Source organism: Streptomyces sp. NPDC020845 (assembly GCF_044334165.1).
Lineage (GTDB): Bacteria > Actinomycetota > Actinomycetes > Streptomycetales > Streptomycetaceae > Streptomyces.
This window is the reverse complement of record NZ_JBIRSJ010000012.1, coordinates 227,609-253,201: the sequence shown is the minus strand read 5'-3', so window position 1 is coordinate 253,201 and position 25,593 is coordinate 227,609. Positions and strand designations below refer to the sequence as shown.

The window sequence follows — 25,593 nt, the reverse complement described above, 5'->3', positions numbered from 1 at the left end:
CTGAATTTCCAGTGGTCCATACCGTGACGCGAATTCTTTCTTTGCCTCTCAATCCTTGGCATGGCCCTGTCGACACCTCACCATGGAACCGCGCTACGCGCGTCACACCCCCACTGTCACGGCTATGGATTCCGGGAGACCCCCCATGGAAACGCACGGCCGCACCCCCTCCCGCCGTACCCTGCTGCGTTCCAGCGCCTACCTCGGCGCCGCCGCCGCAGGACTCATTACCGCCGCCACGACCCCCGCACGGGCCGACGCCAGACGCGATCGAGCCGCCGTCGCCTACCCACCCACCCACTGGATCCCGGCCAGCACCTCGAATTACCGGGTTTCCGACCGCCCCACCTCGTATCCGATCGACTTCGTCGTCATTCATGTGACGCAGGAGACGTTCCAGGACGCGATGAAGATCTTCCAGGACCCGGCCAAGCAGGTCTCCGCGCACTACATGGTCGCCTCGGCCGACGGCTACATCGGGCAGTTCGTCCGCGAGAAGGACGTCGCCTGGCACGCGGGAAACCGGGACTACAACAACCGCAGCATCGGCATCGAGCACGAGGGCTGGGTGGACAAGCCGGAGTACTTCACGGACGAGCTGTACGCCTCCTCCGCGGCCCTGACCGCCGCCGTCTGTGACCGCTACGGCGTGCCCAAGACCCGGGCCCACATCATCGGCCACAGCGAGGTCCCGAACGCCGACCACACCGACCCCGGCAAGTACTGGGACTGGGACCGCTATATCGACCTGGTCAAGGCTGCCTGACGCGGCGCCGCGCGGGCCCCGCTAATCTGTGCGGGTCAGAGAAATGCACAGAAGGGGCGGTCACGTGGCGGACATCGAGGCGGCGCGGAAGGCGTTCGAGCGGTACGACCTCAACGGGGACGGACTGATCAGCGCGGCCGAGTACAAGAGCGTGATGGCTCAGCTGGGGGACCCGTATGTCACGGAGCCGGTCGCCCAGGCCGTGATCAACTCTCATGACTCGAACGGCGACGGACTGCTTTCCTTCGAGGAGTTCTGGGCCGCCCAGAACGGCGGCTGAACGACTCCCAAGCACGACAGAACGAGCGAGCGCATGCGGCGCGGCCGGCGGATCACCGCCCGCCGCGCCGCTGTGCGCCGGCCCGCCGCCGACGGTCGTTGCACAGCAGACAGCGCCCGTATCCCGGCGGCAGCGGGTCGTCCTTGTCCCCGTACAGCGGGTCGACGGCGCCGCGCGGATGCTCCGAACAGCCCGTCGCACCGTGCTCCGCCCCCAGCGCCCCGGCCGCCGCGAGCGCCCGGCGCAGGGCGTCGGTCAGCAGCTCGGTCTCCTGGCCGGAGGGTGTGGCGTCCAGGGAGAACGCGATGTCCGACGCGGTGGTGAGCGCGCTGCGGAGTTCGCGCAGGTCTGCGTAGCTCATACCGGAAGGGTAGGCCCACCCACCGACAGCGCCGCCGGCTGCCTGCTATTCCTTCCGGGCCCAGGCGCGCAGGTCGGCCTTGCTGTCGAAGCGCGCCACGTCCTTGTCCAGCGGGTGCTCGGCGTACTGGTGGATCCGCCAGGTCGCCTTGATGCGCGGCTTCCCCGCCTCCACGTAGTCGGCGATCCACAGCCCGTCCCCGGCGTACGACGTGGTGTCGATGTTCAGCCAGAAGGTGCGGTTGCAGTAGAGCAGCACCCGGTGCCCGGGGCGGAGCTTTTTGACCTCTCGTATGAACCGGTCCTTCTCGGCATTGCTCGCGTGGGTGCCTTCAGATGTGGTCTCCCAGTCCACGGCGAGCAGGTCATGCGACTGGGAGGCGCACTTCTCGACGAAATAGCTGGCCTGCGCCGCGATATTGCCGGGCCACAGGAAGTGGTAGAAGCCGACCACGCACCCCGCCTCGCGGGCGCGGGCGGCCTGTGAGGACTGGCGTGGGTTGATGTACGAGCGGCCCTCGGTCGCCTTGACGAAGACGAAGGCGAGCCCGTCCGGGTCGAAGGAGGTCTGGTGTGAGCTGACGTCGATGCCGCGCAGCATGCTGCCTGCCTTGGGGAGAGAGAAGGAGTCGAGGGGGGAGGGAAGCGGAGTGGGGGGAGGCGAGGGAGAACCCTGTTCTTGTCATGCCCGGTACACCAGCCCGTACGCTCCTCCGGTCGATGGGCACTGCCGACTGCGCACGCTAACGAGGCGTCAGGCACGGCTCAACCGGTTTGCGGGTTTTGCCCGTTGCGGTCGGGCGGGTCTGGCCCGTCTGCTATGGCCCGAGAAGAAGAACGGCCGCGATCGCCAGATGAGTGGCGTACTGGCAGACCATGAAGGCGCGGTAGGGAGCGCGTTCCCGCCCGGGGGCGGGATGCCGGCACAGCCAGGAGATCCAGCAGGCACCGCACAACAGCACCAGGGCGGCGGCCAGCAGCGGCGGATCGTACGCCAGGGCGCCCACGGCGAACGCCAGGCCCACCGCCGGGGCGCAGACCGCCGTGACCGTACGGGCCGCCTTCTCGCCGCGCACCACCGCGAGCGTACGGCGGCCGCCCTCCCGGTCCCCGGGGATGTCGCCCAGATCCTTCGCGAACGCCCCGACCAGCCCCATCCACGCCGACATCACGGCGGCGAACAGCCAGAGCCCCGCTCGTGGTTCACCTCCTGCGGCCTGTGCCCCGGCCCCATAGGCGCACAGGCCCGTGACGGTCACCGACAACGACGAGGACCAACTGCGCCGCTTGGCGCTGAGCGGGGGCGCGGAGTACGCCCAGCCGAGGAACAGCATTCCGCCCACACAAAGAAAAAGCCCCAGGTCGAAGACGCTGAGGAAGAGAGCGGCCGGGGCCAGGAGGCCAATGGCCCAGCGGGCGGCGCGGGCCGACAGCGCGCCGGAGGCCAGTGGTCGCCGCGAGCCGTTGGCCCGGTCCTCCGGCAGGTCCATCACGCCGTTGAGCAGATAGGCGGAGGCGGTGGCGCAGAACCAGGCGAGGGCGCCCGTGGCGACCCGCGCGGCCGGTAAGTGCTCGCCCGGCCAGGCCCCGAGGGCCCCCACGGTGAAGCGCACCAGGAAGACCACCTGAACCACGGGGCGCGCCTCGCGCAGACACAGCCAGGCCACCTGCGCGGCGGCGGTGTGCGGTGGCAGTTGCCGGGGCGACGAAGAGCCGGGGGCAGCTTGTGGGGGCTGTGAGGCTCGTGGCATGGGCAAAAAACTAGTGGTTCGACTAGTGACTCGAACAGCGGTAGGCCGCCACCTTGCCCGAAAACCGGTGGAGCCGCACTCCCGTGTGCCGTTACCGTGCTTTCGCCCGCAGTCACCCTGTCAAGGACGTGCCGTTGTACACCAAGTGAGCCCCCTCAAGCGCTGATCCGTCGCGCGTCGCGCATGTGCGCCGTGCTCCTTTTCGCTGCGGTCTTCTCACTGGAAGCGGTGTGACTCTGTGTCCAAAAACTGGGCGGTCGTGCCCACCTGTCTGCCGATCATTCTCCGCCGTTGCCACAGGTGCGCCTCCGGGCGCTTGCGGGCGAACGGCGAATTCCACGTCATTTCCGTACAGCTCGAGCTCCTGAACCGCCGCGACGTGGGCGGCTCGGGTCGAACCGATCGGCCGGCCTGGCAGTCGCCGTACGGTCCGCCGCCGCACCGGACACACCGTGGCCGGTGGGCGCCTGAGCCGGGGTTGGGCAGGTCTGGGTCCGCTTTGCGGCGTGGATACCCGTGCGGCCGGTGCGACTGATCGCCGAAGGCCTCGGCTTTGCGTGGGCCGAGGTATCGCGGCCTCCTGAGCACGGCGTGCGAAGGGGCGGTGCACACCCGTACCGGTTCGTGCACCGCCCCTTCGCGCGCTCTGGCCTCTTCTGCCTTCACCCATGCGCTCCACTTCCGGCCGGAATGGTGGTCGTGGTCGCAGGGAGTCGTGTCAGCCGTGGCCGTCACGCGGTATGGGGGTTCACGGTCGGCGTTTGACCTCTGTGGGGAAGCGGAGGGTGGCGGCATCGGCCGTCCACTCGACGCCGCCCCGGGCGGGGCGCAGGAAGGCAACGCGGCTTCCCGTTGTCTTGTGGTCGAAGAGCAGTTCCGCGGTGGCGTGAATCGCCTGGACCACGCCTGTGCGGTCGCTGATCGGGTCGTACGCCTCCTGGCCCGGGCCGGGGGCAGTCCTTCCGGTGTTCATGCGCGTGGCCCTCCGGACTGCCGAGGCGCCTGGGCGGTGTGGGCGGGGTGGCGTCGGCGCAGCACCTCGTAGTCGGTCGCCTTGCTGTAGTCCCCGGCCCGTTTGGCCTGTTCGCGCAGCGCGCGGAAGTGGTGGCAGATGGGGCATTGGTCGTTCATTCGGTCACCTGTTCGGTGTTAGCTACTTTGGGTGGTTCTTTCTGACTTGGATATGCCTTGCGGGCTTTAATTACTGTGTGTACTCCAAGCGTTGCGCTGAGGGGCGGCAGGCAACAGGGGTGGCACCCGCCAAGTCGGCCTGGGGTGAGGGGAGATCCATGCGATGAGTGAGACGACGAGTGAGACGACGAGCGAGGAGCAGGAACAGCTCAGCGGACCCGCGTTTTTCGGCAAAGAGGTACGGATCTGGCGGTTGCGGGCGGGGATGAGCCAGCGACAGCTGGGCGAGCTAGCTAACTACGGGCAGCAGTACGTGGCGAAGGTGGAGGCGGAGGAGAGGCTGGCCAGTCGGTCGTTCGCCAAGGTTTGCGATGAAGTCTTCGGTACGCCGGGTACGTTTGCGCGGCTCCGGGAGTGGGCCAGCCTGCACGGCTATCCGGCCTGGTTCCTGCCGTACGTGCAGTTGGAGCGGCAGGCGACGGGCATCCTGGACTACTCCGCGTCTCTCGTCATGGGCATGTTCCAGACGGCCGACTATGCGCGTGCCGTCTTCCGGGCCGCGCACCCACGCGAGAACAAGGACAAGATCGATGCCAGGGTTGAGCGGCGGCAGCGAAGGCGAGAGGTGATGGAGAAGGAGGCACCTCCGTTGCTGTGGTGCGTCCTGCATGAGGCGTGCCTGCGCACCGCCGTAGGCGGGGCCGAGGTGATGAGCGAGCAGTTGGCCCACCTGTTGACCGAAGTGGAGTCCCCACACATCACCCTTCAGGTACTACCGTTCGCGGTGGGGGCGCCTCCCTCGGTGGAGAGCTTCACTCTTCTGGCGTTCGACGAAGGGCCGGGCATCGTGTACGCGGATACGGCGATGGCGGGTCAGGTGACCGACGCACCGGAAGAGGTGGAACGCGCGACTGCTGCGTACGATCGGCTACGGGCGGGTGCCCTGAACCCGGATGAGTCGCTGGCCGTGATCCGCAGAGTGATGGAGGAGTACACCCGATGAGGAACGCTCTCGACCTGTCCCGCGCTGAATGGGTCAAGTCCAGCTACAGCAATGGCAACGAAGGTCAGTGCGTCGATTTTGCTCCCGGCATAGCCACCACTGCCGGTGTTGTCCCGGTCCGGGACAGCAAGAACCCGGCAGGTCCAGCCCTGGTCTTCTCGGCGGACGCGTGGGGCTCTTTCACGACCGCGGTGCAGACCGGAGAATTTGCCACGGTCTGAGGCACAGCACTTCGCGGCCCCGTCACGCTGCTCAGCCCGAGGTGTCGTCATCGCTGTCGTCCGCGAGACGGCGTCTCAGGATGGCGAGGTTGTTCAGGTGGAGGGCAGTGTCTGGGTGGTCGGGGCCGTGGGTTGTTTCGGTGATGGCAAGTGCCCGCTCTGCCAGTGGTAGGGCTTCGGTGTGGCGTCCGAGGTCGCTGAGTGTGGTGGCGAGGTTGCCCAGGCTAAGGGCTGTGTCGGGGTGGTTGGGTCCGAGAGTTGCCTCGGTGATGGCCAGCGCCCGTTCCTCCAGTGGTAGGGCTTCGGTGTGGCGTCCGAGGCTGCTGAGTGTGGTGGCGAGGTTGCCCAGGCGTGTGGCGGTTCTGGGGTGGTTGGGTCCGAGGGCTGCTTCGGTGATGGCCAGCGCCCGTTCCTCCAGTGGTAGGGCTTCGGTGTGGCGGCCCAGGGCGCTGAACGTGCGGGCGAGGTTGCCCAGGCGGAGGGCTGTGTCGGGGTGGTTGGGTCCGAGGGCTGCTTCGGTGATGGCCAGCGCCCGTTCCTCCAGTGGTAGGGCTTCGGTGTGGCGGCCCAGGTTGCTGAGTGTGGTGGCGAGGTTGTTCAGGCATGTGGCTGTGTCGGGGTGGTTGGGTCCGAGGGCTGCTTCGGTGATGGCCAGCGCCCGTTCCTCCAGTGGTAGTGCGTCGGCGTGGCGGCCCAGGTTGCTGAGTGTGGCGGCGAGGTTGTTCAGGCGGAGTGCGGTATTGGGGTGGTTGGGTCCGAGGGCTGCTTCGGTGATGGCCAGCGCCCGTTCCGCCAGCGGTAGGGCTTGTGCGGCCTGGCCCCAGGCCCGCAAGTGGAAGGCCGACTGTCCCAGCACAAAGGCGAGATCAGGATGGCTGTCGACGATCTCATCATGGCTGACTACGGCTTGGATGTGGGGCAGAAGCATCTGCCATGCGGGCCAGGTTTGGACATCCTCGGGGCTGTCGGACGGGATCGCCGTTCTTAGCAGCGCCAGGGTGGTGGCGCTGGGATGTGGCAGCGCGGGCGGTCTGCGGTCGGGCAGGAGCCGACGTATGCCCCGGCGAGGGAGTGTTGGGGCAGTAGGAGGTGTGGTAGCGCGTACAACGGTCTGGACGAGGCGATGGACGGTGACGGTGCTCTCGGTGAGGGTGATCATGCTGTAGGCGGCCAGCACGCCCAGGGCGTGGTCGAAAGCACGCCGAAGCTCCGGTGTGATGTCCAGCACGGCGCGCGGCAGTGGGTCTGGGGCACCGTACGCCAGAATGCGCAGCAGTCCCACCGCGAACGAGTCGGCGGTCTCCACGGCGCTCAGTGTGACGCTCCACAGCTGGGCGATGGTGCGCTGCTGGGGATCTCCCGGGGCGGCGGCCGCCAGGGCCCCGGCTGGGTCGTCACGGAGCTGATCGAGGTAGTCCCCGGGGGCGGTACGGGTCTGGGCCAGATACGCGCCGGCCTGCTGCAAAGCCAGCGGCAGGTAGCCGAGCTCCTCGGCCAGACAACCCAGCTCCGCCGTATCCGCGCTGCTGGTGATTTCCCGCAGGACGTCCACCGCCGCCTCGGGGGTGAGCGTATCCAGGCGCAGTGGCGCGCCCAGGTCGCGCCAGGGCAGGTCGCGGCGGGTGGTGATCAGCACTTGCCCGGTCGTCAGGCGCCCCAAGTACGGGTCGAGGTCGGCGGGGTCCTCCGCGTTGTCCAGCACCAGCAGCCATCCAGTGCGGCCCTGAAGCCAGACCACGGCCCACTGTGCCGCCTCGTCCAGCGGCAGCGCCGCGTGCACGGGGTTCAGCGCTGTCGCCAGCGCGGCCAGCCCGGCCATCACCTTGGACGCGGACTCGGCGTCCACCCACCACGCCGGCCCGCCGCCCGCCGCCAGGAACCGACGGGCGTGATGCAGCACCAGCGTGCTCTTGCCTACCCCGCCCAGCCCCCTCACACTCTGCGCCACCACCCCCGCCCCGGCCGCCGGTAACGCTTCCAGCGCGGCAAGGGCCTCATCCCGGCCCCGGAACACCGCGCTGTCAGGCGTCGGCAGGTTGTTCACCCGCGCCACCGCGTCATCCGGCACGGCAGCGGCTCCCACACTGCCCGCAGGCAGGACCACCGTCCGGTACTCGATTTGATTGTGATCGCCGGTCGCGACCACCCCGGAATTGCTCCCCGCCGCAGCCGAGCGGCCCCCGAACACGGACGGCACGATCTCCTCGCTCACCGCTGAACCGTGCCTCCGTCACCCGTCACGATGACACCCGAGTTCTCCACCACGGCCACCGACCGCTCCCCGGACGCCGTAGGCCCACCCGAACCCGCTGCAGGCGACGGCGGCGGAGTTGGAGACCCGTTCAGCGAGGACACCCACGCCACCAGCACCCCAGCCACGACAGCCCCAGCCCCCGCACCCGTCCCGATGCGCTCCGGCCGGTCCCAGGGCAACACCAACTCCCCCAGCCACACGAACAACCCGAACACCGCCAGCGACGCCACCCCCGCCAGCAGCCACCGCTTCCACGTGCTCACCTGACGCCCCCTCACGCCGTAGAGACTTTCCATACTGGCACGCCACAGCGCGCGGGGGCGGTCTCGCCGCTTACGCGTCGTCCCCGGAGCTCCGAGCGCGGCGCCACGCGCCATCGGCCAGCAGCCGCAGACCGTTGAGGCCGACGATCACCGTGGAGCCCTCGTGGCCCGCGACACCCAGCGGTAGCGGCAAAGTCCCGACCAGGTCCCAGATCACCAGGCCGGTGATGAAGGTCCCGGCGATGACCAGGTTCTGCACCACCAGGCGACGGGCGCGGCGGGAGAGCGCGACAACAGTCGGAATCGTGGCCAGTTCGTCGCGTACGACGACGGCGTCCGCGGTCTCCAGGGCGAGGTCGGAGCCGGCGCGGCCCATGGCGATGCCGGTGTGGGCGGCGGCCAGGGCGGGGGCGTCGTTGACGCCGTCGCCGACGACCAGGACCTTTCGGCCGGCGGCTGCCAACTCCCGTACCGCGGCAACCTTGTCCTGCGGCAGCAGTCCCGCCCGTACGTCCGCGATGCCGACTTCGTCGGCCAGACGCGCGGCAGCGCGCGGGTTGTCGCCGGTGACGAGGACCGGCGCGGTGCCCGTGAGCGCGGCGAGGGAGGCGACCGTGGCGGTGGCCTCGTCGCGGAGGCGGTCGGCGATGCCCAGTACGCCGACGGGGGCGCCGTCCACCAACACCAGGACGGCGGTGCGGCCCTCGCTCTCCAACTGCTCAGCGAGAGCTGCGGTGGCGCTGTCGTCCAGGAGCCGGGCCGGGCTGCCGACCGCGACGGCTTGGCCGTCGACGCGGGCGGTCACACCCGTACCGGGCTTGGAGTTGAAATCCTCAGCCGGGGGGAGACGGAGGTCGCGCGCGGCGTCCACGATGGCGCGGGCCAGCGGGTGTTCGCTGGGGTGCTCGGCCGCCGCCGCGAGCCGTAGCAGCTCGTCCTCGGTCAGGCCGGCCAGGCCGGTCAGGCCGGAGGCAGGCAGCGGGCGGATGTCCGTCACCTTCGGCGTGCCCTCGGTGAGGGTGCCGGTCTTGTCGAGCGCCACGGCGTCGATCTGCCCGAGGCGTTCCATCACCACCGCGGACTTGACCAGTACGCCGTGGCGTCCGGCGTTGGCGATCGCGGACAGCAGCGGGGGCATGGTGGCCAGCACCACCGCGCAGGGAGACGCGACGATCATGAAGGTCATCGCCCGCAGCAACGTCGGCTGCAGAGCGGCGCCGAAGACAAGAGGGAGCGTGAACAGAGCGAGGGTGGCGGCGACCATGCCGAGGCTGTAGCGCTGTTCGACCTTCTCGATGAACAACTGGGTGGGGGCTTTGGTCTCGGCGGCCTCCTCGACCATGGCCACGATGCGGGCGATCACCGAGTCCGAGGGATCGCGTTCGACCTTCACCCGGAGCGCGCCGGTGCCGTTGAGGGTGCCGGCGAACACCTCGTCGCCCGTCTCCTTGGCCACCGGCAGCGGCTCGCCGGTGATGGTGGCCTGGTCGACGTCGCTCGCCCCGTCCAGCACCCGGCCGTCGGCGCCGATGCGTTCCCCGGGCCGCACCAAAAGCGTGTCGCCCACGCGCAGCCGCTCGGTGGGCACCGCCTCCTCCCCGCCGTCGTCGGCGAGGCGCGTGGCGGTGGCCGGGGCGAGGTCGAGCAGGCCGCGTACGGAGTCGGCGGTGCGGGCGGTGGCGATGGCCTCCAGCGCGCCGGAGGTGGCGAAGATGACGATCAGCAGGGCGCCGTCCAGCACCTGCCCGATCGCCGCCGCGCCGAGTGCGGCGACGACCATGAGCAGGTCGACGTCGAGGGTCTTCTCCTTGAGCGCTTGAAGGCCCGCCCAGCTGGGCTCCCAGCCGCCCGTCACGTACACGAGCGCGAACAGCGGACCCCATGCCCACCCCGGCGCCTCCAGCAGATACAGCGGCAGCGCGACCAGGAAGAGCACCAGCGCGGCGGCCGCCCAGCGGGCCTCGGGCAGGGCGAAGATCCGCGTACGGCGCTTGGGCGCCACCGCGTCGCGGGTGGCCCCGGGGGCGGAGCGGGTGAGAGTGGACGTCATCGCGGCAGTGGTCCTTCACGGGCGGGAGGAATCGCATCCGACGCCACCACCGTAACAGGATTGAATGAACAATGATTCATGTGTTCATGGGGTGGCGGCGTACGATGACCGCATGGGTCATGGAGCCGCAACCCCCGCCAGCACCGTCCCCCGCGCGCGCCTGGACGCGGCCGGTGCCGCCAAGGTCGCCACGACCTTGCAGGCCCTGGCCACCCCCTCCCGTCTGCTGATCCTCGCCCGGCTGCGCGAGGGCCCCCTCGCGGCCACCGAACTGGCCGCCGAGGTGGGCATGGAGCAGTCAGCCTGCTCGCACCAACTCCGCCTGCTCCGCAACCTCGGGCTGGTGACCGGCACCCGCAAGGGGCGCTCCGTGGTGTACGCGCTGTACGACAACCACGTCGCCGAACTCCTCGACCAGGCGCTCTACCACGTGGAACACTTGCGCCTCGGGCTGAGTGACACCCCGGCGGGTGCGGCGGAGCCCGAGGGTGACGCGGTGGCCGGCCCGGGCGCCTGACGACGTGGCTGCACTACGCGAGCAGATCACAGCCGAGCAGTACGACTCCTGGTCCGAAGAGCAGTGCGCGGGCGTCGAGATCGTGGACGGGTTGGTCGTGGTGAGCCCTCGTGCGTCCAAGCGGCACAACCGCCTGGCTCGTATCCTCGCGAACGCACTGGAGGCCGCCGCGGGGCCTGACTGGAACGCCGATACGGACTTCGATGTCCGGTTGCAGGACGTGCCGCTTACCAATCGCCGCCCGGACGTGGTCGTGTACCGCGCGGAGACGATCGACATCACGCCCACCCGCCCCGAGCATGTGCTGCTGGTCGCCGAGGTCGTGTCCCCCGGGGCGGAGACCACCGACCGGATCGTGAAGGTGGACCAGTACGCCAAGGCCGGGATCGCCTTCTATTGGCGGATCGAGCAGACAGCCACCGGCGTCCCGCTGGTGTGCACATACGTCCTCGACCCGGCGATCAGGGCCTATCGGGACGGGGACGTGTTCACCGGCGTGGTGAGAGTCGCGGCTCCGTTCCCGGTGGAGATCGACCTCGGCCAGATCTAGCGCTTCGCTCAGGGCCCACTCTGCCGCTCGGTGCAGGCGACGCACCGCTCGGCGTGCGGCATGGCCATCACCCGTTCCCGGGCGATGGGGGCGCCGCAGGTGGCGCAGGTGCCGAAGGTGCCGTCCTGGATGCGGGTGAGCGCGGCGAGGGTCCGTTCCAGGAGGGTGGTGGCGGTGTCGATGCGGGTGTGCAGCTCCTCGATGGCGAGGGTGGTCGCGCCGACGTCCGCGGCGTCCAGGGCGCAGTCGCGGCGGAGGGCCGACTCGGTTTCCCGTGCGGTGGCGATCTCCGCGCGGAGGCGGTCCCGCTGATCGGACAGCTTGGCTGCCGCTTCCTCGAGGTCATGTGGTCCGAGTGGGCTTTCACGCGGGGGCAAGCCGTTCATTGCCAAGCCGATCCCGCCGTGAGCTTGGCGTTCAGCGCTTGCAGGGTTTCGTACTGCTGGACGAGATTGCGCAGGACCGCGCGGTGTGCCATCAGCATGGGGCCTCCTTCGAGCGCGGAATCAGTACAGCAATGAGCGGAACCTCGGATACCCGCATGGCGAAGGCGTACGAGCGTGGTGCCACGTCGAGGCGGGCGAACGCTGGCGACGGGGTCTGACAAGCATCCGGTCAAATCTTGATCACGCGGACGTCGGCGCCGCACAGCGTGATGAGGTCTTCGGGGTCGGAGGTCAGCACGGTGGTGGGGGAAGGGGACGCGAGTGCGGTGGCGGCCACGATGGCGTCCAGTGCGTACTTGTGGCCGTGCAGGCCCGCTGTGGCGAGGAGCTTGCTGGCGTGCCGGGCGATGGCCTCGGTCGGCGGGATGACGTTGATACGCGAGATGGCGTAGTCGAACCGGGCCTGATGCACCTTGGGGTCGCGCGCCTCGACCAGCGTGACGGAGCTGGCGACCACGCGGATGTCCTCGGCCTCGGCCGCGGTCAGCCACTCGGTGAGTTCGGGGTCGCGTCGTACGAGCTTGGACAGTCCTTCGCAGTCCAGGACGAGGGTGCCGCTCACGCGGCGTCTGCCGAGTCGGCCATATCGCCGCGCAGGATGGCTCGCTTGGCCTCGACCGCTGCCTGGTCGACCGGGCCGTGCTCGGCCTCGGCGTCCTCGATCAACTCGCGCAGCCGGTCTCGTTCCAGCTGCCGCTGGATGAGAGCTTCGACATAGGCGGACAGGCCGCGCTTGCCGACACGCTGCTTGAGCGCGGCGATCGTGCCCTCATGAAGGGACACGGACACCGGTCGGGTGGGGCCTTCGCCGGGGGAGGGGTCGGTAGCCATGCCTCTCATTGTAACAAGTCAATTGTTATTCGAGCGCTCCATCCGGACGGTGAACGGCTCCCCGGCCGAGGATGCCGCCGCCGAGGAGGCCGCGACGGTCAGGGTGAGTCTGGTCAGCCGCTCTCCCCACGACTCGCGCAGCAACGGGTCGTCGGGGTCGTGGTGTTCGAGCCGGGCGGTGGCGCGCTCCGGGTCCCAGGTGATCAGCAACGAGTGCCCGTCGGCGGTGATCTGTGCCTGCCCCTCGGCCAGTTCGACGGCTCCCGACAGGATGTGCCGTAGCAGTACTGGGGTAGCGAGATCTGGCGTCCAGTGGTCCTCGATCAGGACGTGTGCCGGGGTGTCCGCCGTGGCGCGCACCAGTCGCAAGGAGCGGCGCCAGGTGCGCAGCAGGCCCGTCGGGTACGCGGCGGCGAGGTCGGCGTGCAGGGTGGCTGCGGCTGGGGTGAGGTCGACGCGTACGTCGTCCGCGCGGTGGGCGGGGCCCGGCTGTTGCTCGGCGCCCGGCTCGGGGACGTTGTGCCAGGCGCTCTGGAGGGGCCATGCCTGGTAGCGGTCGGGGCCGAAGCTGGCTGCCGTGTAGGTCGGTTGGCCGATGTCGACGACCAGGGGGCGGCCGTTCAGGGCGACCCAGTACGAACCGACGTCGAGGTGGTTGTGCCGCTCGCCGTTGTGGCCCGCCTTCGCCGCCAGGGTCAGGCCCGCGGCCGTGCCCGGCGTCTCCCGCGCGACGAGGACCTGGACCCGGGGCAGCCAGGTCTCCCGTGCCGCCCAGGGGGCGGCGGGGCCTTCGGCGGGAGCGGCGGTCAGGGCGTGGCGCCAGCGTGGGGCGCAGAGTCCGGCGAGTGCTCGGCCGAGGCCCGCCCGGGGGCGTACGGCCGGTCCTCCGCGTGCGCATGCCAGGGCGTGGGCGCGGACGTCGGGGTCGGACAGGCGCTCGCCCCACTGGAAGAGCAGGTGCCAGGGCTGGTCGGGCCACAGCCGGGCGGGGGCGTCGCCGGCGTTGACGTACCAGTCGCCGGCGAGGTGCATACGGTGCGGGAACTTGCTGAGCGGACCGAATACGGGCAGGTCGCGGGCGTCGAGCGCGGGGCCGCCGGCGTCGGCGAGCAGGTCGAGGGCTTCCAGGAGCCGGCCGGCGCCCTGCCACCAGTAGGCGACGCCTTCGTCGATCCCGCCGTCGTCGGGGAGCACGGCGAGGTAGTGGTCCAGGCCCTCGACGACGAGCCGTACGAGCCGCGCCCGCCGTTCCTCGTCGTCGGTCAGCAGGAGGGCCGCGGCGAGAACGGCCCCATGGATCCAGGGGTTCCAGTTGTGGGCGTCCCCGTCGAGGCCGATCCAGTGCCAGTCCCGGGTGCGTTCGAACGGCGTCAGCACCCGTAGGTCCACCTCGCGCCGGAGCCGTCTGCGCAGCCCGGGGACGCGGGTGTCCAGATGCGGGCCGAGTACGTGGTCGGCCCAGGCCAGCAGGGATGCCACCTCGGCGGCCCCCAGGTCGAGGAACGGCTCGTCCGGGTCCGGCAGCACTTCGCCGCGGGCCTTGGCGTAGCGGTCGTGCGGCGCCCAGCACCAGGTGCTGGTCTCGGCCAGGGCCATCAGGGCGTCGGCCGCGGCGTCGAGGTACGGGGCAGCACCGGGTGGGGCGTCGACCGGGGCCACCTCGCCGGTGAGTGTGGCGGCGAGCACGAAGAGCGTGGCCCGCTCGCGCAGCCGCCGGGCGGAGTCCTCGTACGCGGTCCGCACCCCGTCCCGGAACGTCCGGGCCCAGTCGGATGCGGTCAAGACCGGTGCGTTCCGGCGGAGTTCGGCCGCGGCCTCCTCCAGCAGCCCTTCGCGCGTGCCGGCGTCCACCGCCTCCCACACCGAGCGCGCGGTGACCGTGGGGACGGGGAGCCGCATAGGGGCATCGCGGAGGAGTTCGACCAGCGGATCGGGGCTCAGGGTCGTCAGGGTCGGGGCCAGTCGGCTCCGTAGGGAGCGGTACGCGGGGGATTCCGGCTCCGGCTCTACCAGGCCCATTATCTCTCCTGATCGATTCTGTTCGAAATCGTTGACTCGGGACTATGCCACGGGGTGAGGTGGCAACGCCATCCATCCACCCACCCATCACCCACCACCGCCTTCCGGAGGAAGCAGTGTCGCCTGACGAGGACCGGGACCTCGCCCCGTACACCGGCTGGACCAGGGCGCACTGGACCGCGCTCGCCGACCGGATGCTCGCCGCCGCCCAGCCGTACGCCTCCCCGGCGGGAGCCCGGATCGACCTGCCCGGCCCGGCGAGCGCGAACGGCGCGGTCTCCGACGGCCTGGAGGGCTTCGCCCGCACCTTCCTGCTCGCCGGCTTCCGCGTCGCGGGGGAGCGGGGCGCGGACCCCGGCGGGCTGCTCGGCGGGCTGCTGGAGCGGTACGCGCGCGGTCTGGCGGCGGGCACCGATCCGCATTCGCCCGAGGCATGGCCCCGCCCCGATCAGCTCGGCCAGGCCAAGGTCGAGGCCGCCTCCATCGCCCTGGTGTTGCAGCTGACCAAGCCCTGGCTGTGGGACCGGCTCGACGACGGGGTGCGCGAGCGGGTCATCGACTGGCTGGGGACCGTCGTCGGGCAGCCCTATCCGCCCATCAACTGGGTCTGGTTCAGGATCGTCGTCGAGTCGTTCCTGCGGGAGGCCGGCGGACCGTGGTCGGCCGCCGACATCGAGGAGGACCTGGCCGTCCACGCCTCGCTGCGCCGGGCGGGCGGCTGGCTCAGCGACGGGCAGGAGCGGGCCTTCGACCACTACACGGGCTGGGCGCTGCACCTGTATCCGCTGCTGTGGACCCACCTGTTCGACGTCACCGGCACGCTGTGCCCGCCGGCCCTCCGGGAGACCTGGGCCGCGGACCTTACGCGTTACCTCGACGACGCGGTGTGCCTGGTCGGCGCGGACGGCTCCCCGCTGCTGCAAGGACGCAGCCTCACCTACCGCTTCGCCGCCGCCGCGCCCTTCTGGGTCGGCGCGATCACCGGAGCGGGCGGGCAACCGCCAGGACTCGTACGCCGCGCGGCCAGTGGCATCGTCCGGCACTTCGCCGAACGCGGAGCCCCCGACGGGGACGGACTGCTCAACCTCGGCTGGCACGCCGCCTGGCCCGCGATGCGGCAGTCCTACTCCGGGCCCGCATCGCCGTACTGGGCGGCCAAGGGCATGCTCGGCCTGATGCTGCCCGAGGACCACCCCGTATGGACGGAACCGGAACTCCCGCTGCCGGTGGAGACCGGGGACGTCGTACGGGTCGTCGAGGCCCCGGGCTGGCTGGTCTCCGCGCGGCGCCGCGACGGCATCGCGGTGGTGCTCAACCACGGCACCGACCACGCGCTCCCCGGCGACACCAGCGCGGACTCGCCGCTGTACGCACGGCTCGGCTACTCCACCGCCACCGTGCCCCCGCTGACCGCCGCGTCGGCGGCCGACCCGGTCGACAACGCGGTCGTACTGCTGGACGAGGACGGCCGGGCCAGCCACCGCACCGGGTTCGAGACGCTGTTCGCCCGCGAGCTTCCCGGCGGTGTGCTCGCCGCCGCCTCCCGGGGGCCGGTGCGCTGGGTCGACAGCGGCGCCGACGACTCGCCCGACCACGGCTCCGGCCGGACCGGGCCGACGACGCCGGGGCCCGTGGTCACCGTCGCCTCGGTGCTGCGCTCGGGGGTTGAGGTGCGACTCGTCAGGGTGGACGCTTCGGCATCGACGGCGGGCCGGAGCGGGGGCTCTGTGCGGATGGGCGGTTGGCCGGTCGCGGCCGACACCCCGCCCGAGACGTGGGCGGGCACCGGCCGCGCGGGCGCCGGGCCGTACGCGGAGGCGGGCACCGCGTCCCTGCGTTCGTCGCTGCGCGGCCTTCGGGGGCTGCACCGCGGCGGAGTCGCCACCGGGAAGGACGACAGCCCGCTCGGCGCCCGGACCGCGACGCCGTGGCTGGCCACGGACGGTGTGCCGTACGGCGATGTGCTCGCGGCTGCGGTGACCCTCGACGGTGGTGGTCAGAGCGAGCAGGGCGGGCCCGATCCTGCCGTCTCCGTTCACCCGGGCCCCGACGGTGGCCACCGGGCCCGGCTGACCTGGCCGGACGGTCTCACCACCGACGTTGAGCTGCCCGCGGTGCCCCCGGTGGCTCCCTGACCGGATCGGTCCGCTCCGACCCGCCGGTACGTCGACGGCCCGTGCGTCGACGGCCCGTACGTCAATGGCCCGTGCGTCGACGGCCCGTGCGTCGACGGCCCGTACGACGACGCCCCGTACGACGACGCCCCGTACGACGACGGCCCGTACGATGACGCCCCGTACGTCAACGGCCCGTACGACGACGGCCCGTACGATGACGCCCCGTACGTCAACGGCCGTACGTCACCGGCGGGTCCGCCGCGCCGTCACAGCGCCCGGGCCCGTTTGACCGACGAGTCACGGAGGATCAGCTCCGGCAGGATGAGCACGCGCTGCGCCGGGCGGCGCTTGCCCTCCACGAGTCTGGACACCATCATCTCGACCGCGACCCGGCCGACCCGGGCCTTGGGCGGGCGGACCGCCGTCATCGCCGGCTCCGCGAGGTGGGCCACCTCGTCGTCGTAGCTGACCAGGGCCATGTCGTCGGGGATGGAGTACCCCTGCTCGGCGAGGTATTGGGCGACCGACATCGCGTCGGGGTCGCTGTGCACGATCAGCGCGGTGATCCGGGACCCTCGGCACCGGTCGAGGATGCCCTCGATGATCTGCCGGTGGCCCGGCTGGTCGAGGGCGACGCTTTCGCGGACCACGAACTCGCTGGGCAGGTCGAGCTCCGTGCACGCCTTCAACCAGCCCTGGGCGAGATGGGACGAGTGCGGGCTGCCCTTGGACAGCACCAGACCGATCCGGCGGTGGCCGTGCTCGTGGAGGTGGCGTACGGCCAGCTCCAGGCCGACCGCGTGGTCGCTGCGCACCCACTCCAGCTGGCGCGGGGTCGGCGTCCACTGCGAGGTCTGCCGCTCCACCAGGATGGTCGGCACCGGCAGATTGCTGATCCAGTCGATCAGTTCGTCGACCCCGTTGCCCTCCAGATTGGGCGCCAGCAGCAGCCCCTGGACCTGTTTGGCCTCGATCAGCCGGCTGATCTGGCGGCGGTCCTCGGCCTGGTCGTAGCTCGATCCGCGCAGTTGGAGCTGGACGCCGAGCCCGGCCGCCGCCGAGCGGGCGCCGCTGACGATCGACGGCCAGTAGAAGTCCAGGGAGGGCACGACCATGCCGATCGTGAAGGGCACAGGCGTGGGGCGGGGCCGACGGGCCGGGGCCTGGTCGAGATCGGTCGGCAGGGTGGCGCCGCCGTGCACTTTGGTGAGCAGGCCGCGGGCGGCGAGGGCGGTGATATCGCGCCGTACGGTCAGTTCGCTGACGTCGAGCAGCCGGGCGAGGTCACGGACCCGTACGGTGCCGTGCCGACGCAACTCGTCCATCAGGCGTTCCCTGCGCTGAAGGGCGAAAGGTCGGTCTGCGCTCATCGGGCCCCCTCGGTCCACGGCCTGATGGCCTGTTCGAGTCTGAACGAATCACTTCGATTGTGTTCGATCTATAGCGGATATGTGCTGCTGACCACTATCCCTGTTCCAACGTGTTCGGCGGGTTCCCATGTGTTCTATGCAACACGGGATTTAGCGGGACATAACAACTTCGCGATTTCGCGATTTCGCGTCAGATGGCAACGGTGCCGGTCCAGACCGGCCTAGGGAAGGACTCGACGCCCGATGCAGACGAAGCCCAACGCGCTGGTCGTCATGAGCAGGCCGAGCTTCGACGCGCACTTCGACTCCGCCCGGCTCGCGCGGCTGGCGGACCTGGTGAACCTGGGCGACCCGGTCTGGACCGACGACCTCGACCATCCGGCGGTGCGGGCGCGCTTGGCGGAGGTGGAGGTCCTGCTCACGTCCTGGGGCGCGCCCAAGCTGACGCCGGAGCGGATCGCCGCGGCCCCCGCGCTGCGGGCGGTGCTGCACTGCGCCGGCAGTGTGCGGGGGCTGGTGGGCGAGGAGGTGTGGCGCCGGGGGATCCAGGTGACCAGCGGCGCGGACGCCAATGCGATTCCCGTCGCCGAGTACACCCTGGCGGCCATCATCTTCGCCGGCAAGAAGGCCCCGTTCCTCGCCGCCGACGAGGAACGCGCCTACCAGGGCTGGGGCACGGTGTCGGGATACGGTGATCTGTCCAACTTCGGCCGGACCGTGGGGATCGTCGGCTTCTCGCGGATCGGCCGCCGGGTGGTCGACCTGCTCAAGATCCTCGGGGACACCACCTGCCTGGTCGCCGATCCGTACGCGGACGCGGAGGAGGTGAAGCGGGCGGGCGCCACCCTGGTCCCGCTGGAGGAACTGCTTCCGCGCGTAGATGTGCTGTCCCTGCACGCTCCCGAACTGCGGGAGACCCGCCACCTCATCGGCACCGACCAGCTCAGCCTGCTTCCCGATCACGCGACCGTGATCAACACGGCGCGCGGCAGTCTCATCGACTCCGACGCGCTCGCCGCCGAATGCGCCTCCGGACGCCTCTTCGCCATCCTCGACGTCACCGACCCCGAGCCCCTGCCCATCGACTCGCCACTGAGACACCAGGCCAGCGTGATGATCACCCCGCATATCGCGGGCTCGCTCGGCACGGAGATCGGGCGCCTCACCGACCACGCCATGGACGAGCTGGCCCGGTGGACCGCGCGCGAACCCCTGCAGTCCGAGATCACCGCGGAGGCGCTGGCGCTCGGCCTGAGCGCCTGAACGCCTGAGCGCCTGAACGCCCAACCCACCGGGCGCCCGCACCCCGCTCACCCCACCAGGACACCTCGCACCACCCCCCCCGCGACACGTCCTCTCGCAACGCACCCCCCGCAACGCACCTCCCGCAGCGCATCTCCCGCAACACAACCCCTCATCACAAGGAGCCGCTCCCGTGATACGCACCCTCAAAGGACCCGTCAGAGGCCTGACCGCGGCCGTCGCGCTGTCCCTGCTCGCCGTCGGCTGCGGCAACGGCGAGGGCAGTGGCAAGACCGCCGACGGCAAGACCATCGTCAAGGTCGCGGTATGGGACTACGAGAAGACCCCCGAGTTCAAGGCGCTGATCGACGGATTCGAGGCCGAGAACAAGGACATCGACGTACAGCCGGTCGACATCCTCTCCGCCGACTACTCCAACAAGGTCACCACCATGCTCTCCGGCGGTGACAGCACCGACGTGCTGACCATGAAGAACGTCACCGACTACGCCCGCTACGGCACGCGTGGCCAGCTCCAGTCGCTCACCACCGACGTCAACAAGCTCGACAAGGCCAAGTACTCCGGCCTCGACGCCTTTGACCTCAAGGGCGACTACTACGCCGTGCCGTACCGGCAGGATTTCTGGGTGCTCTTCTACAACAAGGACCTCCTCAAGAAGAGCGGCGCGGATCTGTCCAAGCTCTCCTGGTCCGACTACGCCGAGCTGGCCAAGAAGCTCACCACCGGTTCGGGTTCGGCCAAGGTCTACGGCACCTACCACCAGACGTGGCGCTCGGTGGTGCAGGCGATCGCCGCCGCGCAGACCGGCGGGGACCAGCTGAGCGGCGACTACGGATTCTTCAAGAAGCAGTACGAGATGGCACTGGACCTGCAGAAGTCCGGCGCCGTGATGCCGTTCGCCACGGCCAAGACCCAGCAGACCACCTACGACGCGATGTTCTCCACCCGCAAGACCGCGATGGTGCCCATGGGCACCTGGCTGGCCGCCCGTCTGCTGCAGCTGAAGGCCGAGGGCAAGAACGACGTCGACTGGGGCATGGCACCGCTGCCGCAGACCAGTGCGAACGGCAAGACGGTCACCTTCGGCTCCCCGACCGCGTTCGCGGTGAACAAGAAGGCCAGGAACTCCGCGGCGGCGAAGAAGTTCGTACTGTGGGCCTCCGGCCCGAAGGGAGCGGCCGCGATCGCCAAGGTCGGCGTCGTGCCGTCCTACACGGATGACGCGGTCATGAAGAACTTCTTCGGCGTCAAGGACATGCCGAACGACGACCTGTCCAAGAAGGCCATGAGCCCGGACACCGTCAAGCTGGAGATGCCGGTCAGCCCGAAGTCCTCCGACATCGACCAGATCCTCAAAGAGGAGCACGAGCTGGTGATGTCCGGTGAGAAGTCCATCGACAAGGGCATCGAGGAGATGGAATCCCGCGTGAAGTCCGAAGTCGAATGAGCGAGATCTCCGGCGCCACGGCTGCGGCCACAGCCGCAGCCTCGGCCACGGCCACGACTACGGCTGGAGCCACGGCCCTCGACAAGACCTCCGGCGTCGGCGGCCCCGGCAAGGCCTCCAACACCGCGGCCCTCAAGCGGCGCCGCCGGCGTACCGCGCTGGTGGGCTGGAGCTTCATCCTGCCGAACCTGCTGGGCTTCGCCGCCCTGACCCTGGTTCCGGTGGTCGCCACGCTGCTGCTGTCGTTCACCGACTGGAACTCGTACAACACCCCCCAGTGGATCGGGTTCGACAACTTCCGCCGGATGTGGGACAACGACAACTTCTGGACGGCGCTGACCAACACCTCCTGGTACGCGGCCGGGCACATCCCGCTCACCATGGCGGCCTCCCTCGGCCTGGCGGTGCTGCTCAACCAGAAGCTGCGCGGTGTCGCCTTCTTCCGTACGGCCTTCTTCTTCCCCTACATCACCTCGCTCGTCGCGGTGGCCGTGGTGTGGAACATGCTGTTCAGCCCGGACGCCGGTCCGGTGAACCAGCTGCTGAAGGCCGTGGGGATGGCCCATCCGCCGGGGTGGACCACCGACACCGACTGGGCGCTGCCCGCGGTGATCATCACCAGTGTGTGGCGGGACATGGGCTACTACATGGTGCTGTATCTGGCGGGGCTCCAGGCCATCCCGGCGGAGCTGTACGAGGCGGCCAGGGTGGACGGCGCCGGTGCGTGGAAGCGGTTCTGGCATGTCACGGTGCCGTCGCTGCGGCCGACGACCTTCTTCGTCCTGGTCATGCTGACGGTCTCCAGCTTCAAGGTCTTCGACCTGGTGCAGGTCATGACCGAGGGCGGCCCCGGCCGCTCCACGCTGGTGCTGTCCCAGCTCATCTTCAGGGAGGGCATCACCCAGGGCCGGTTCGGCTACTCCTCGGCCATCTCCCTGGTGTTGTTCCTCATCGTCCTGATCATCACCGTGACCCAGTTCCGATTCCAGCGGAGGAACGAGCGATGAAGACGACCGTGCCGCCGGGCGGGCCGGGGCGGATCATCGGCCGGGCCCTGCTGTACGTGGTGCTGACGGTGCTGTCGGCGGCGGTCCTCGTGCCGTTCGTATGGATGCTGGTGTCCTCGCTGAAGACCGACAACGAGGTCTTCACGGTCCCGATCCAGTGGATCCCGAAGTCCTTCCACTGGGAGAACTTCTCCGACATCTGGACCGCGATCCCGCTGTGGACCTACATGGGCAACTCGCTGTTCCTCAGCGTCGTCATCACCGCACTACAGGTCCTGACCGGCAGCTTCGCGGCCTACGGCTTCGCCAAGATGCGTTTTCCCGGGCGCGACGCCGTCTTCCTCGCCTACATCGCCACCATCGCGGTGCCGTGGCAGGCGTACATGGTGCCGCAGTACATCATCATGCAGAAGCTGGGCCTGGTGAACACGCACCTGTCGCTGATCCTGCTCCAGGCGTTCGGCGCGTTCGGCGTCTTCCTGATGCGCCAGTTCTACCTGACCATCCCGGACGAGCTCAGCGAGGCCGCGCGTCTTGACGGGCTGACCGAGTACGGCATCTGGGCGCGGATCGTGCTGCCGCTGTCGAAGCCCGCGCTGGCCAGCCTCGCCCTGCTGACCTTCGTCAACACCTGGAACGACTACATGGGGCCGTTCATCTATCTGACGGACAACAACCTGTGGACGGTGCAGCTCGGCCTGCGGTCCTTCGTGGGCATGTACAGCTCCCAGTACGCGATGATCATGACCGGCTCGGTGCTGTCCGTGCTGCCGATCCTGGTGGTCTTCCTGCTCGGCCAGCGGTACTTCGTCCAGGGCATCTCCACCAGTGGGATGAAGTGAGGCGCAGGGCATGAGCACACCGGGCACACCGAGCACGCAGGCGAGCGGCCGCAGGCTCCGGCTGAACGTCGGCCACGACTCCTGGGACCTCATCTGGTCCCATGTCCACCGGGTCCTGGTGGTCAACCTCGGCGTGGCGGTCACCAACCTGCCGCTGCTGCTGGCCCTGGCCGCCGAGCACCAACCCTGGCGGTACCCGGTCTTCTTCGGCCTGCTCTCGCTCGGGGCAGGCCCCTCCCTCGCCGCGATGTTCGCCTACCTCAGGCGCACCGCCGACGACGAACGGGCGCCGGTGGCCGACCTGTTCCGCGGCTACCGGCGCCTGTTCACCCGGGCGCTCCTCGGCTGGACCCCCTTCGTACTGCTGATCGCCGTGGCGGCCACCGACCTGGCCGCCCTCTGGGGATCCGCCCTCGGGCCCGCCCTGGCGCCGCTGCTGACCGTGGTGATCCTCCTCGCTCTCAGCTCCGGAGTCGTCGCCATGGCCGGCCTGGCCGAAGACCCGGCCGAAATCCCGACCGTCTCCCGGCACACCCTCCTGTCGGCCTGCTACGCCTCGGTGCGCCGCTGGCCGCTCGCGCTGCTGAACCTCGGCCTGCTGGGCGTCTCCCTGGCGCTCGTCAACCAGGCTCCGCTGCTGGGTCTTGCCGTGGTGCCGGGCTGCGCGCTGTTCGTCGTATGGCGCGACTGCGACGGCATGCTGGAGTCGGTGCGGGGCGGGGGCCACGTCGCTCCGGCGGAGGAACACACCTGAGAACCGGCCTTTCCGCGCGGCCGTCGTTATGCGTCGCGGAATTGCGGGATTTCTTGTCTTCATCTTGTCTCCGGCTTGTCACGGAGGCCGCGAAAGTCGGAATCGCGCTAGCCTCCCGTGTGTCAGTCATTCTCATTGAATTCGGCGGTAGCGCACTGCCGCCCGGAGATTGGAGACAGCACATGAAGAATCTGCGCAAGAAGGTCGCGGCCGCGGCCGCGGTGGCCACCGCGGTGGTGGTGCTGCCCCTGGCCGCGGCCGGAACCGCCTCGGCGGAGACCAATCTGCGTCCGCACTGGACCGCGTCCTACCTCGAGTGCCAGACCCTGGGTAACAAGCTCGCCCAGCAGGGCGCACTCACCGGCTTCAATTGCGTTGCCCGGGGCAATGGAATCTGGATGGAACCCTGGTAAACCGCGAATATCGCGACGCATTAATCAAGGCTGCCGGCACCGCAATACGTACCCGCTCTGCGGGAAATCCGCACCAATAACCGGCACACAGACACACCTCCGCCGTTGACAGCACCGGACCCCCGCCGCTGCTGTCAACGGCGGAGGTGTGTCTGTGTGCGGGTGGAGGGTGGAGTTGCGCGACCGACACAGGCCGTGCGAAACCTCCCTGAGCGGGGAGTTGTTGAGTACGATCACCTCGTCCCATTGCCCCGTGTTGCCCCGTGCACAGCCGTCCGGAGAATTCTTGTTGCGGTCCCGCAGACGTCGTCGGTCCTCCCGGTGGGACACCTGGGAGACGCGGGCGACGGTCCTGGGCGTGGCGCGCACCCTGACGTCGGCCACCCGCCTGCTGGATGTGCTGCCCCTGCTGCGGTCGGACGACATCGAGATCTATCTGACGATCGACCCCGGCTCGGCGTTCGACGCCGGTCTGGTGGATTATCTGGCGTCGTTGGGTCCCACGGTCCTGCCCTGGCGGGAAGCGCGGCGGCGGCGCTTCGATCTCGCGGTGGCGTGTACGGTCCACCGGTCGATGTGGCACCTGGACGCGCCGCTGATGGTGCTGCCCCATGGCGCCGGATACAACCGCCTGATCGCCGAGTCGACCGGGAACACCGTCTCGGCGGTGGGGCTCTCCCGGCGGGAGCTCACCCGCTTCGGACGCGTGATCCCCCGGATCATCGGGGTGTCCCACGAGGAGCAGATCGGGCGTCTGGCCAGGTCGTGCCCTGCGGCGGTGAGCCGTGCGCTGCTGGTCGGCGACCCGTGTTTCGACCGGATGGAGCGGAGCCTGTCCCTGCGTGACGAGTACCGCAAGGCACTCGGCGTGGTGGATGGCCGTCGGCTCGTCGTGGTCAACAGCACCTGGAGCGAACATTCGCTGATCGGCACGTGCGAGGACCTTCCGCTGCGGCTGGTACGGGCGCTGCCGACCGATGAGTTCGCCGTCGCCGTCGTGCTGCACCCCAACGTATGGGCCAGGCACGGCACGGCACGCGTCCTGGGCCGGCTGGTGTCGGCCATGGACGCCGGTCTGCTGGTCATCCCGCCGGAACAGGGCTGGCAGGCCACGCTGGTCGCGGCCGACTGCGTCGTCGGCGACCACGGCTCCACCACCTTCTACGGCGCGGCCCTCGACCGCGCCACCGCGGTGCTGGGCAGCGGGGAGAAAGAGCTGGACCCGGCGTCCCCCACCGCCGCGTTCGTACGCGCCGCACCACGCCTGGACCCCGACGGCGACCTGCACCAGCAGCTGCGTCACGCGCTCGACCAGCACGTTCCGGGCAGTCTCAGCCACCTCACGGACCGGACGCTGGGCGCCCGTGGCGAGGCCGCGCGGATCCTCCAGCGGGAGATGTACCGGCTGCTGCCGGACCATGTACGCGCCCCCGAGGAAGCCCCGCGGCCGGAGCCGCTTACTGATCCACCACCTGCCAGGCCCAACGGCACACCAGCGCCGTCTTCCCCACCCCGCCGAGCCCGCTGACCACCACGGGCGGCGCCGGATCCGACCGCGCGCGGTCGACCAGCGCATGCAGATCGGCCAGCTTCTCCTCGCGGTTCACGAACCCGCGCGGCGGGCGGCACCTGCCGGGGCACCGGGGGCGGCGGAGGGGGTGCCTGGTAGAGGTTCATCGCCTCGATCAGGCGCGCCTGGATCAACCCACCGTGCACGGTGCCGCCGTACACGGCGTTGTGCCCGTCGCCGCCGTGCCCCTCGCCCTCGCCGTCCCTGCCGCCCACGTGTCGCGTCTCCCTCCGCCTCAGCAGCCCCCGGTGGGTGGCCGGGTGGCCGCTGACCGCCGGACGACGCTATCAGCGCGGGGTGGTTGGCGGCAGCGGTCATCCCCGCGTGCGCGGGGCGGACACATTCGGAATGCGGCTGGTCTGCCTGGT

29 protein-coding genes are annotated in these 25,593 nt (G+C 69.9%); 15 read left to right on the top strand and 14 right to left on the bottom strand.

Annotated features, from left to right (window positions below; all coding sequences use genetic code 11):
* The first annotated feature begins 145 nt into the window (after positions 1-145).
* On the top strand, positions 146-766 hold the full coding sequence (locus ACH4U7_RS31700; RefSeq protein WP_398531207.1) for an N-acetylmuramoyl-L-alanine amidase: 621 nt from the start codon (positions 146-148) through the stop codon (positions 764-766).
* A gap of 64 nt (positions 767-830) precedes the next feature.
* On the top strand, positions 831-1,046 hold the full coding sequence (locus ACH4U7_RS31695; protein ID WP_089511039.1) for an EF-hand domain-containing protein: 216 nt from the start codon (positions 831-833) through the stop codon (positions 1,044-1,046).
* Positions 1,047-1,098: 52 nt separating this feature from the next.
* Here ACH4U7_RS31695 and ACH4U7_RS31690 read toward each other — a convergent pair whose 3' ends face one another.
* From ACH4U7_RS31690 to ACH4U7_RS31670, 5 genes are all read right to left on the bottom strand, one after another.
* Positions 1,099-1,407, bottom strand: coding sequence for a hypothetical protein (locus ACH4U7_RS31690; protein ID WP_398531206.1), 309 nt, complete (start codon positions 1,405-1,407; stop codon positions 1,099-1,101).
* 45 nt (positions 1,408-1,452) lie between these two features.
* Positions 1,453-2,007, bottom strand: coding sequence for a glycoside hydrolase family 25 protein (locus ACH4U7_RS31685; protein WP_398531205.1), 555 nt, complete (start codon positions 2,005-2,007; stop codon positions 1,453-1,455).
* A 217-nt stretch (positions 2,008-2,224) separates the two neighbouring features.
* Entirely contained in the window at positions 2,225-3,157 is a 933-nt protein-coding gene (locus ACH4U7_RS31680; RefSeq protein WP_398531204.1) for a UbiA family prenyltransferase, read from the bottom strand.
* A gap of 748 nt (positions 3,158-3,905) precedes the next feature.
* Positions 3,906-4,130: a hypothetical protein gene (locus ACH4U7_RS31675; RefSeq protein ID WP_398531203.1), complete on the bottom strand. Its 225-nt coding sequence runs from the start codon at positions 4,128-4,130 to the stop codon at positions 3,906-3,908.
* Positions 4,127-4,288, bottom strand: a complete 162-nt coding sequence (locus tag ACH4U7_RS31670) for a hypothetical protein (protein WP_398531202.1) — start codon at positions 4,286-4,288, stop codon at positions 4,127-4,129. Before ACH4U7_RS31670 ends, ACH4U7_RS31675 begins: the two co-directional genes overlap by 4 nt.
* A gap of 163 nt (positions 4,289-4,451) precedes the next feature.
* On the opposite strand from ACH4U7_RS31670, the gene ACH4U7_RS31665 reads away from it, so the two are divergent.
* A complete protein-coding gene (locus ACH4U7_RS31665; protein ID WP_398531201.1) occupies positions 4,452-5,291 on the top strand; it encodes a Scr1 family TA system antitoxin-like transcriptional regulator in 840 nt (279 codons plus the stop codon).
* Positions 5,288-5,512, top strand: a complete 225-nt coding sequence (locus ACH4U7_RS31660) for a DUF397 domain-containing protein (RefSeq protein ID WP_398531200.1) — start codon at positions 5,288-5,290, stop codon at positions 5,510-5,512. The genes ACH4U7_RS31665 and ACH4U7_RS31660 overlap by 4 nt, the downstream gene beginning before the upstream one ends.
* A gap of 31 nt (positions 5,513-5,543) precedes the next feature.
* Here the strand turns inward: ACH4U7_RS31660 and ACH4U7_RS31655 are convergent, their stop codons facing one another.
* Positions 5,544-7,724, bottom strand: coding sequence for a tetratricopeptide repeat protein (locus ACH4U7_RS31655; protein ID WP_398531199.1), 2,181 nt, complete (start codon positions 7,722-7,724; stop codon positions 5,544-5,546).
* 9 nt (positions 7,725-7,733) lie between these two features.
* On the opposite strand from ACH4U7_RS31655, the gene ACH4U7_RS31650 reads away from it, so the two are divergent.
* Positions 7,734-8,033: a hypothetical protein gene (locus ACH4U7_RS31650; protein WP_398531198.1), complete on the top strand. Its 300-nt coding sequence runs from the start codon at positions 7,734-7,736 to the stop codon at positions 8,031-8,033.
* 66 nt (positions 8,034-8,099) lie between these two features.
* On the opposite strand, the gene ACH4U7_RS31645 is transcribed toward ACH4U7_RS31650, so the two are convergent.
* On the bottom strand, positions 8,100-10,079 hold the full coding sequence (locus tag ACH4U7_RS31645) for a heavy metal translocating P-type ATPase (protein ID WP_398531197.1): 1,980 nt from the start codon (positions 10,077-10,079) through the stop codon (positions 8,100-8,102).
* Between the two features lie 112 nt (positions 10,080-10,191).
* Between ACH4U7_RS31645 and ACH4U7_RS31640 the strand changes: the two genes are divergently transcribed.
* Both ACH4U7_RS31640 and ACH4U7_RS31635 read left to right on the top strand, forming a co-directional pair.
* Positions 10,192-10,596: an ArsR/SmtB family transcription factor gene (locus ACH4U7_RS31640; protein ID WP_398531196.1), complete on the top strand. Its 405-nt coding sequence runs from the start codon at positions 10,192-10,194 to the stop codon at positions 10,594-10,596.
* A gap of 4 nt (positions 10,597-10,600) precedes the next feature.
* Positions 10,601-11,146: a Uma2 family endonuclease gene (locus ACH4U7_RS31635; RefSeq protein ID WP_398531195.1), complete on the top strand. Its 546-nt coding sequence runs from the start codon at positions 10,601-10,603 to the stop codon at positions 11,144-11,146.
* Positions 11,147-11,154: 8 nt separating this feature from the next.
* Here ACH4U7_RS31635 and ACH4U7_RS31630 read toward each other — a convergent pair whose 3' ends face one another.
* From ACH4U7_RS31630 to ACH4U7_RS31610, 5 genes are all read right to left on the bottom strand, one after another.
* Positions 11,155-11,532 carry a TraR/DksA family transcriptional regulator gene (locus tag ACH4U7_RS31630; protein WP_398531194.1) on the bottom strand — a complete coding sequence of 126 codons (378 nt, stop codon included), beginning with the start codon at positions 11,530-11,532 and terminating at the stop codon, positions 11,155-11,157.
* Complete coding sequence (locus ACH4U7_RS31625; protein ID WP_398531193.1) at positions 11,529-11,630, bottom strand: DUF5133 domain-containing protein; 102 nt, start codon at positions 11,628-11,630, stop codon at positions 11,529-11,531. The genes ACH4U7_RS31630 and ACH4U7_RS31625 overlap by 4 nt, the downstream gene beginning before the upstream one ends.
* Positions 11,631-11,761: 131 nt before the next feature.
* Positions 11,762-12,154 carry a type II toxin-antitoxin system VapC family toxin gene (locus tag ACH4U7_RS31620; protein WP_398531192.1) on the bottom strand — a complete coding sequence of 131 codons (393 nt, stop codon included), beginning with the start codon at positions 12,152-12,154 and terminating at the stop codon, positions 11,762-11,764.
* Entirely contained in the window at positions 12,151-12,423 is a 273-nt protein-coding gene (locus ACH4U7_RS31615) for a hypothetical protein (RefSeq protein ID WP_398531191.1), read from the bottom strand. Before ACH4U7_RS31615 ends, ACH4U7_RS31620 begins: the two co-directional genes overlap by 4 nt.
* A gap of 18 nt (positions 12,424-12,441) precedes the next feature.
* Positions 12,442-14,442: a heparinase II/III family protein gene (locus ACH4U7_RS31610; protein ID WP_398531190.1), complete on the bottom strand. Its 2,001-nt coding sequence runs from the start codon at positions 14,440-14,442 to the stop codon at positions 12,442-12,444.
* A 116-nt stretch (positions 14,443-14,558) separates the two neighbouring features.
* On the opposite strand from ACH4U7_RS31610, the gene ACH4U7_RS31605 reads away from it, so the two are divergent.
* Complete coding sequence (locus ACH4U7_RS31605) at positions 14,559-16,577, top strand: DUF2264 domain-containing protein (RefSeq protein WP_398531189.1); 2,019 nt, start codon at positions 14,559-14,561, stop codon at positions 16,575-16,577.
* A gap of 248 nt (positions 16,578-16,825) precedes the next feature.
* Here ACH4U7_RS31605 and ACH4U7_RS31600 read toward each other — a convergent pair whose 3' ends face one another.
* Positions 16,826-17,929: a substrate-binding domain-containing protein gene (locus ACH4U7_RS31600; protein ID WP_398531188.1), complete on the bottom strand. Its 1,104-nt coding sequence runs from the start codon at positions 17,927-17,929 to the stop codon at positions 16,826-16,828.
* Positions 17,930-18,172: 243 nt separating this feature from the next.
* Between ACH4U7_RS31600 and ACH4U7_RS31595 the strand changes: the two genes are divergently transcribed.
* From ACH4U7_RS31595 to ACH4U7_RS31565, 7 genes are all read left to right on the top strand, one after another.
* A complete protein-coding gene (locus tag ACH4U7_RS31595) occupies positions 18,173-19,192 on the top strand; it encodes a hydroxyacid dehydrogenase (protein WP_398531187.1) in 1,020 nt (339 codons plus the stop codon).
* Between the two features lie 172 nt (positions 19,193-19,364).
* Complete coding sequence (locus tag ACH4U7_RS31590) at positions 19,365-20,639, top strand: extracellular solute-binding protein (RefSeq protein ID WP_398531186.1); 1,275 nt, start codon at positions 19,365-19,367, stop codon at positions 20,637-20,639.
* Positions 20,636-21,646 (top strand): carbohydrate ABC transporter permease, encoded by a 1,011-nt coding sequence (locus tag ACH4U7_RS31585; protein ID WP_398531185.1) that lies wholly within the window; start codon positions 20,636-20,638, stop codon positions 21,644-21,646. Before ACH4U7_RS31590 ends, ACH4U7_RS31585 begins: the two co-directional genes overlap by 4 nt.
* A complete protein-coding gene (locus ACH4U7_RS31580; RefSeq protein WP_398531184.1) occupies positions 21,643-22,488 on the top strand; it encodes a carbohydrate ABC transporter permease in 846 nt (281 codons plus the stop codon). Before ACH4U7_RS31585 ends, ACH4U7_RS31580 begins: the two co-directional genes overlap by 4 nt.
* A 10-nt stretch (positions 22,489-22,498) precedes the next feature.
* Positions 22,499-23,242, top strand: a complete 744-nt coding sequence (locus ACH4U7_RS31575) for a DUF624 domain-containing protein (RefSeq protein WP_398531183.1) — start codon at positions 22,499-22,501, stop codon at positions 23,240-23,242.
* Positions 23,243-23,424: 182 nt separating this feature from the next.
* On the top strand, positions 23,425-23,655 hold the full coding sequence (locus ACH4U7_RS31570) for a hypothetical protein (RefSeq protein WP_398531182.1): 231 nt from the start codon (positions 23,425-23,427) through the stop codon (positions 23,653-23,655).
* 358 nt (positions 23,656-24,013) lie between these two features.
* Entirely contained in the window at positions 24,014-25,183 is a 1,170-nt protein-coding gene (locus tag ACH4U7_RS31565) for a hypothetical protein (protein WP_398531181.1), read from the top strand.
* Here ACH4U7_RS31565 and ACH4U7_RS31560 read toward each other — a convergent pair.
* Positions 25,113-25,262 carry an AAA family ATPase gene (locus ACH4U7_RS31560; protein WP_398531180.1) on the bottom strand — a complete coding sequence of 50 codons (150 nt, stop codon included), beginning with the start codon at positions 25,260-25,262 and terminating at the stop codon, positions 25,113-25,115. The two genes, ACH4U7_RS31565 and ACH4U7_RS31560, sit on opposite strands and share 71 nt — an antisense overlap.
* Positions 25,263-25,593: the final 331 nt, after the last annotated feature.

Bases quoted from the DNA above. Each gene is read 5' to 3' on its own strand.
- ACH4U7_RS31700 (WP_398531207.1), top strand. From the start codon at position 146: ATGGAAACGCACGGCCGCACCCCCTCCCGCCGTACCCTGCTGCGTTCC.
- ACH4U7_RS31690 (WP_398531206.1), bottom strand. From the start codon at position 1,407: ATGAGCTACGCAGACCTGCGCGAACTCCGCAGCGCGCTCACCACCGCG.
- ACH4U7_RS31685 (WP_398531205.1), bottom strand. From the start codon at position 2,007: ATGCTGCGCGGCATCGACGTCAGCTCACACCAGACCTCCTTCGACCCG.
- ACH4U7_RS31680 (WP_398531204.1), bottom strand. From the start codon at position 3,157: ATGCCACGAGCCTCACAGCCCCCACAAGCTGCCCCCGGCTCTTCGTCG.
- ACH4U7_RS31675 (WP_398531203.1), bottom strand. From the start codon at position 4,130: ATGAACACCGGAAGGACTGCCCCCGGCCCGGGCCAGGAGGCGTACGAC.
- ACH4U7_RS31670 (WP_398531202.1), bottom strand. From the start codon at position 4,288: ATGAACGACCAATGCCCCATCTGCCACCACTTCCGCGCGCTGCGCGAA.
- ACH4U7_RS31665 (WP_398531201.1), top strand. From the start codon at position 4,452: ATGAGTGAGACGACGAGTGAGACGACGAGCGAGGAGCAGGAACAGCTC.
- ACH4U7_RS31660 (WP_398531200.1), top strand. From the start codon at position 5,288: ATGAGGAACGCTCTCGACCTGTCCCGCGCTGAATGGGTCAAGTCCAGC.
- ACH4U7_RS31645 (WP_398531197.1), bottom strand. From the start codon at position 10,079: ATGACGTCCACTCTCACCCGCTCCGCCCCCGGGGCCACCCGCGACGCG.
- ACH4U7_RS31640 (WP_398531196.1), top strand. From the start codon at position 10,192: ATGGGTCATGGAGCCGCAACCCCCGCCAGCACCGTCCCCCGCGCGCGC.
- ACH4U7_RS31630 (WP_398531194.1), bottom strand. From the start codon at position 11,532: ATGAACGGCTTGCCCCCGCGTGAAAGCCCACTCGGACCACATGACCTC.
- ACH4U7_RS31625 (WP_398531193.1), bottom strand. From the start codon at position 11,630: ATGCTGATGGCACACCGCGCGGTCCTGCGCAATCTCGTCCAGCAGTAC.
- ACH4U7_RS31615 (WP_398531191.1), bottom strand. From the start codon at position 12,423: ATGGCTACCGACCCCTCCCCCGGCGAAGGCCCCACCCGACCGGTGTCC.
- ACH4U7_RS31610 (WP_398531190.1), bottom strand. From the start codon at position 14,442: ATGGGCCTGGTAGAGCCGGAGCCGGAATCCCCCGCGTACCGCTCCCTA.
- ACH4U7_RS31600 (WP_398531188.1), bottom strand. From the start codon at position 17,929: ATGAGCGCAGACCGACCTTTCGCCCTTCAGCGCAGGGAACGCCTGATG.
- ACH4U7_RS31595 (WP_398531187.1), top strand. From the start codon at position 18,173: ATGCAGACGAAGCCCAACGCGCTGGTCGTCATGAGCAGGCCGAGCTTC.
- ACH4U7_RS31585 (WP_398531185.1), top strand. From the start codon at position 20,636: ATGAGCGAGATCTCCGGCGCCACGGCTGCGGCCACAGCCGCAGCCTCG.
- ACH4U7_RS31580 (WP_398531184.1), top strand. From the start codon at position 21,643: ATGAAGACGACCGTGCCGCCGGGCGGGCCGGGGCGGATCATCGGCCGG.
- ACH4U7_RS31575 (WP_398531183.1), top strand. From the start codon at position 22,499: ATGAGCACACCGGGCACACCGAGCACGCAGGCGAGCGGCCGCAGGCTC.
- ACH4U7_RS31570 (WP_398531182.1), top strand. From the start codon at position 23,425: ATGAAGAATCTGCGCAAGAAGGTCGCGGCCGCGGCCGCGGTGGCCACC.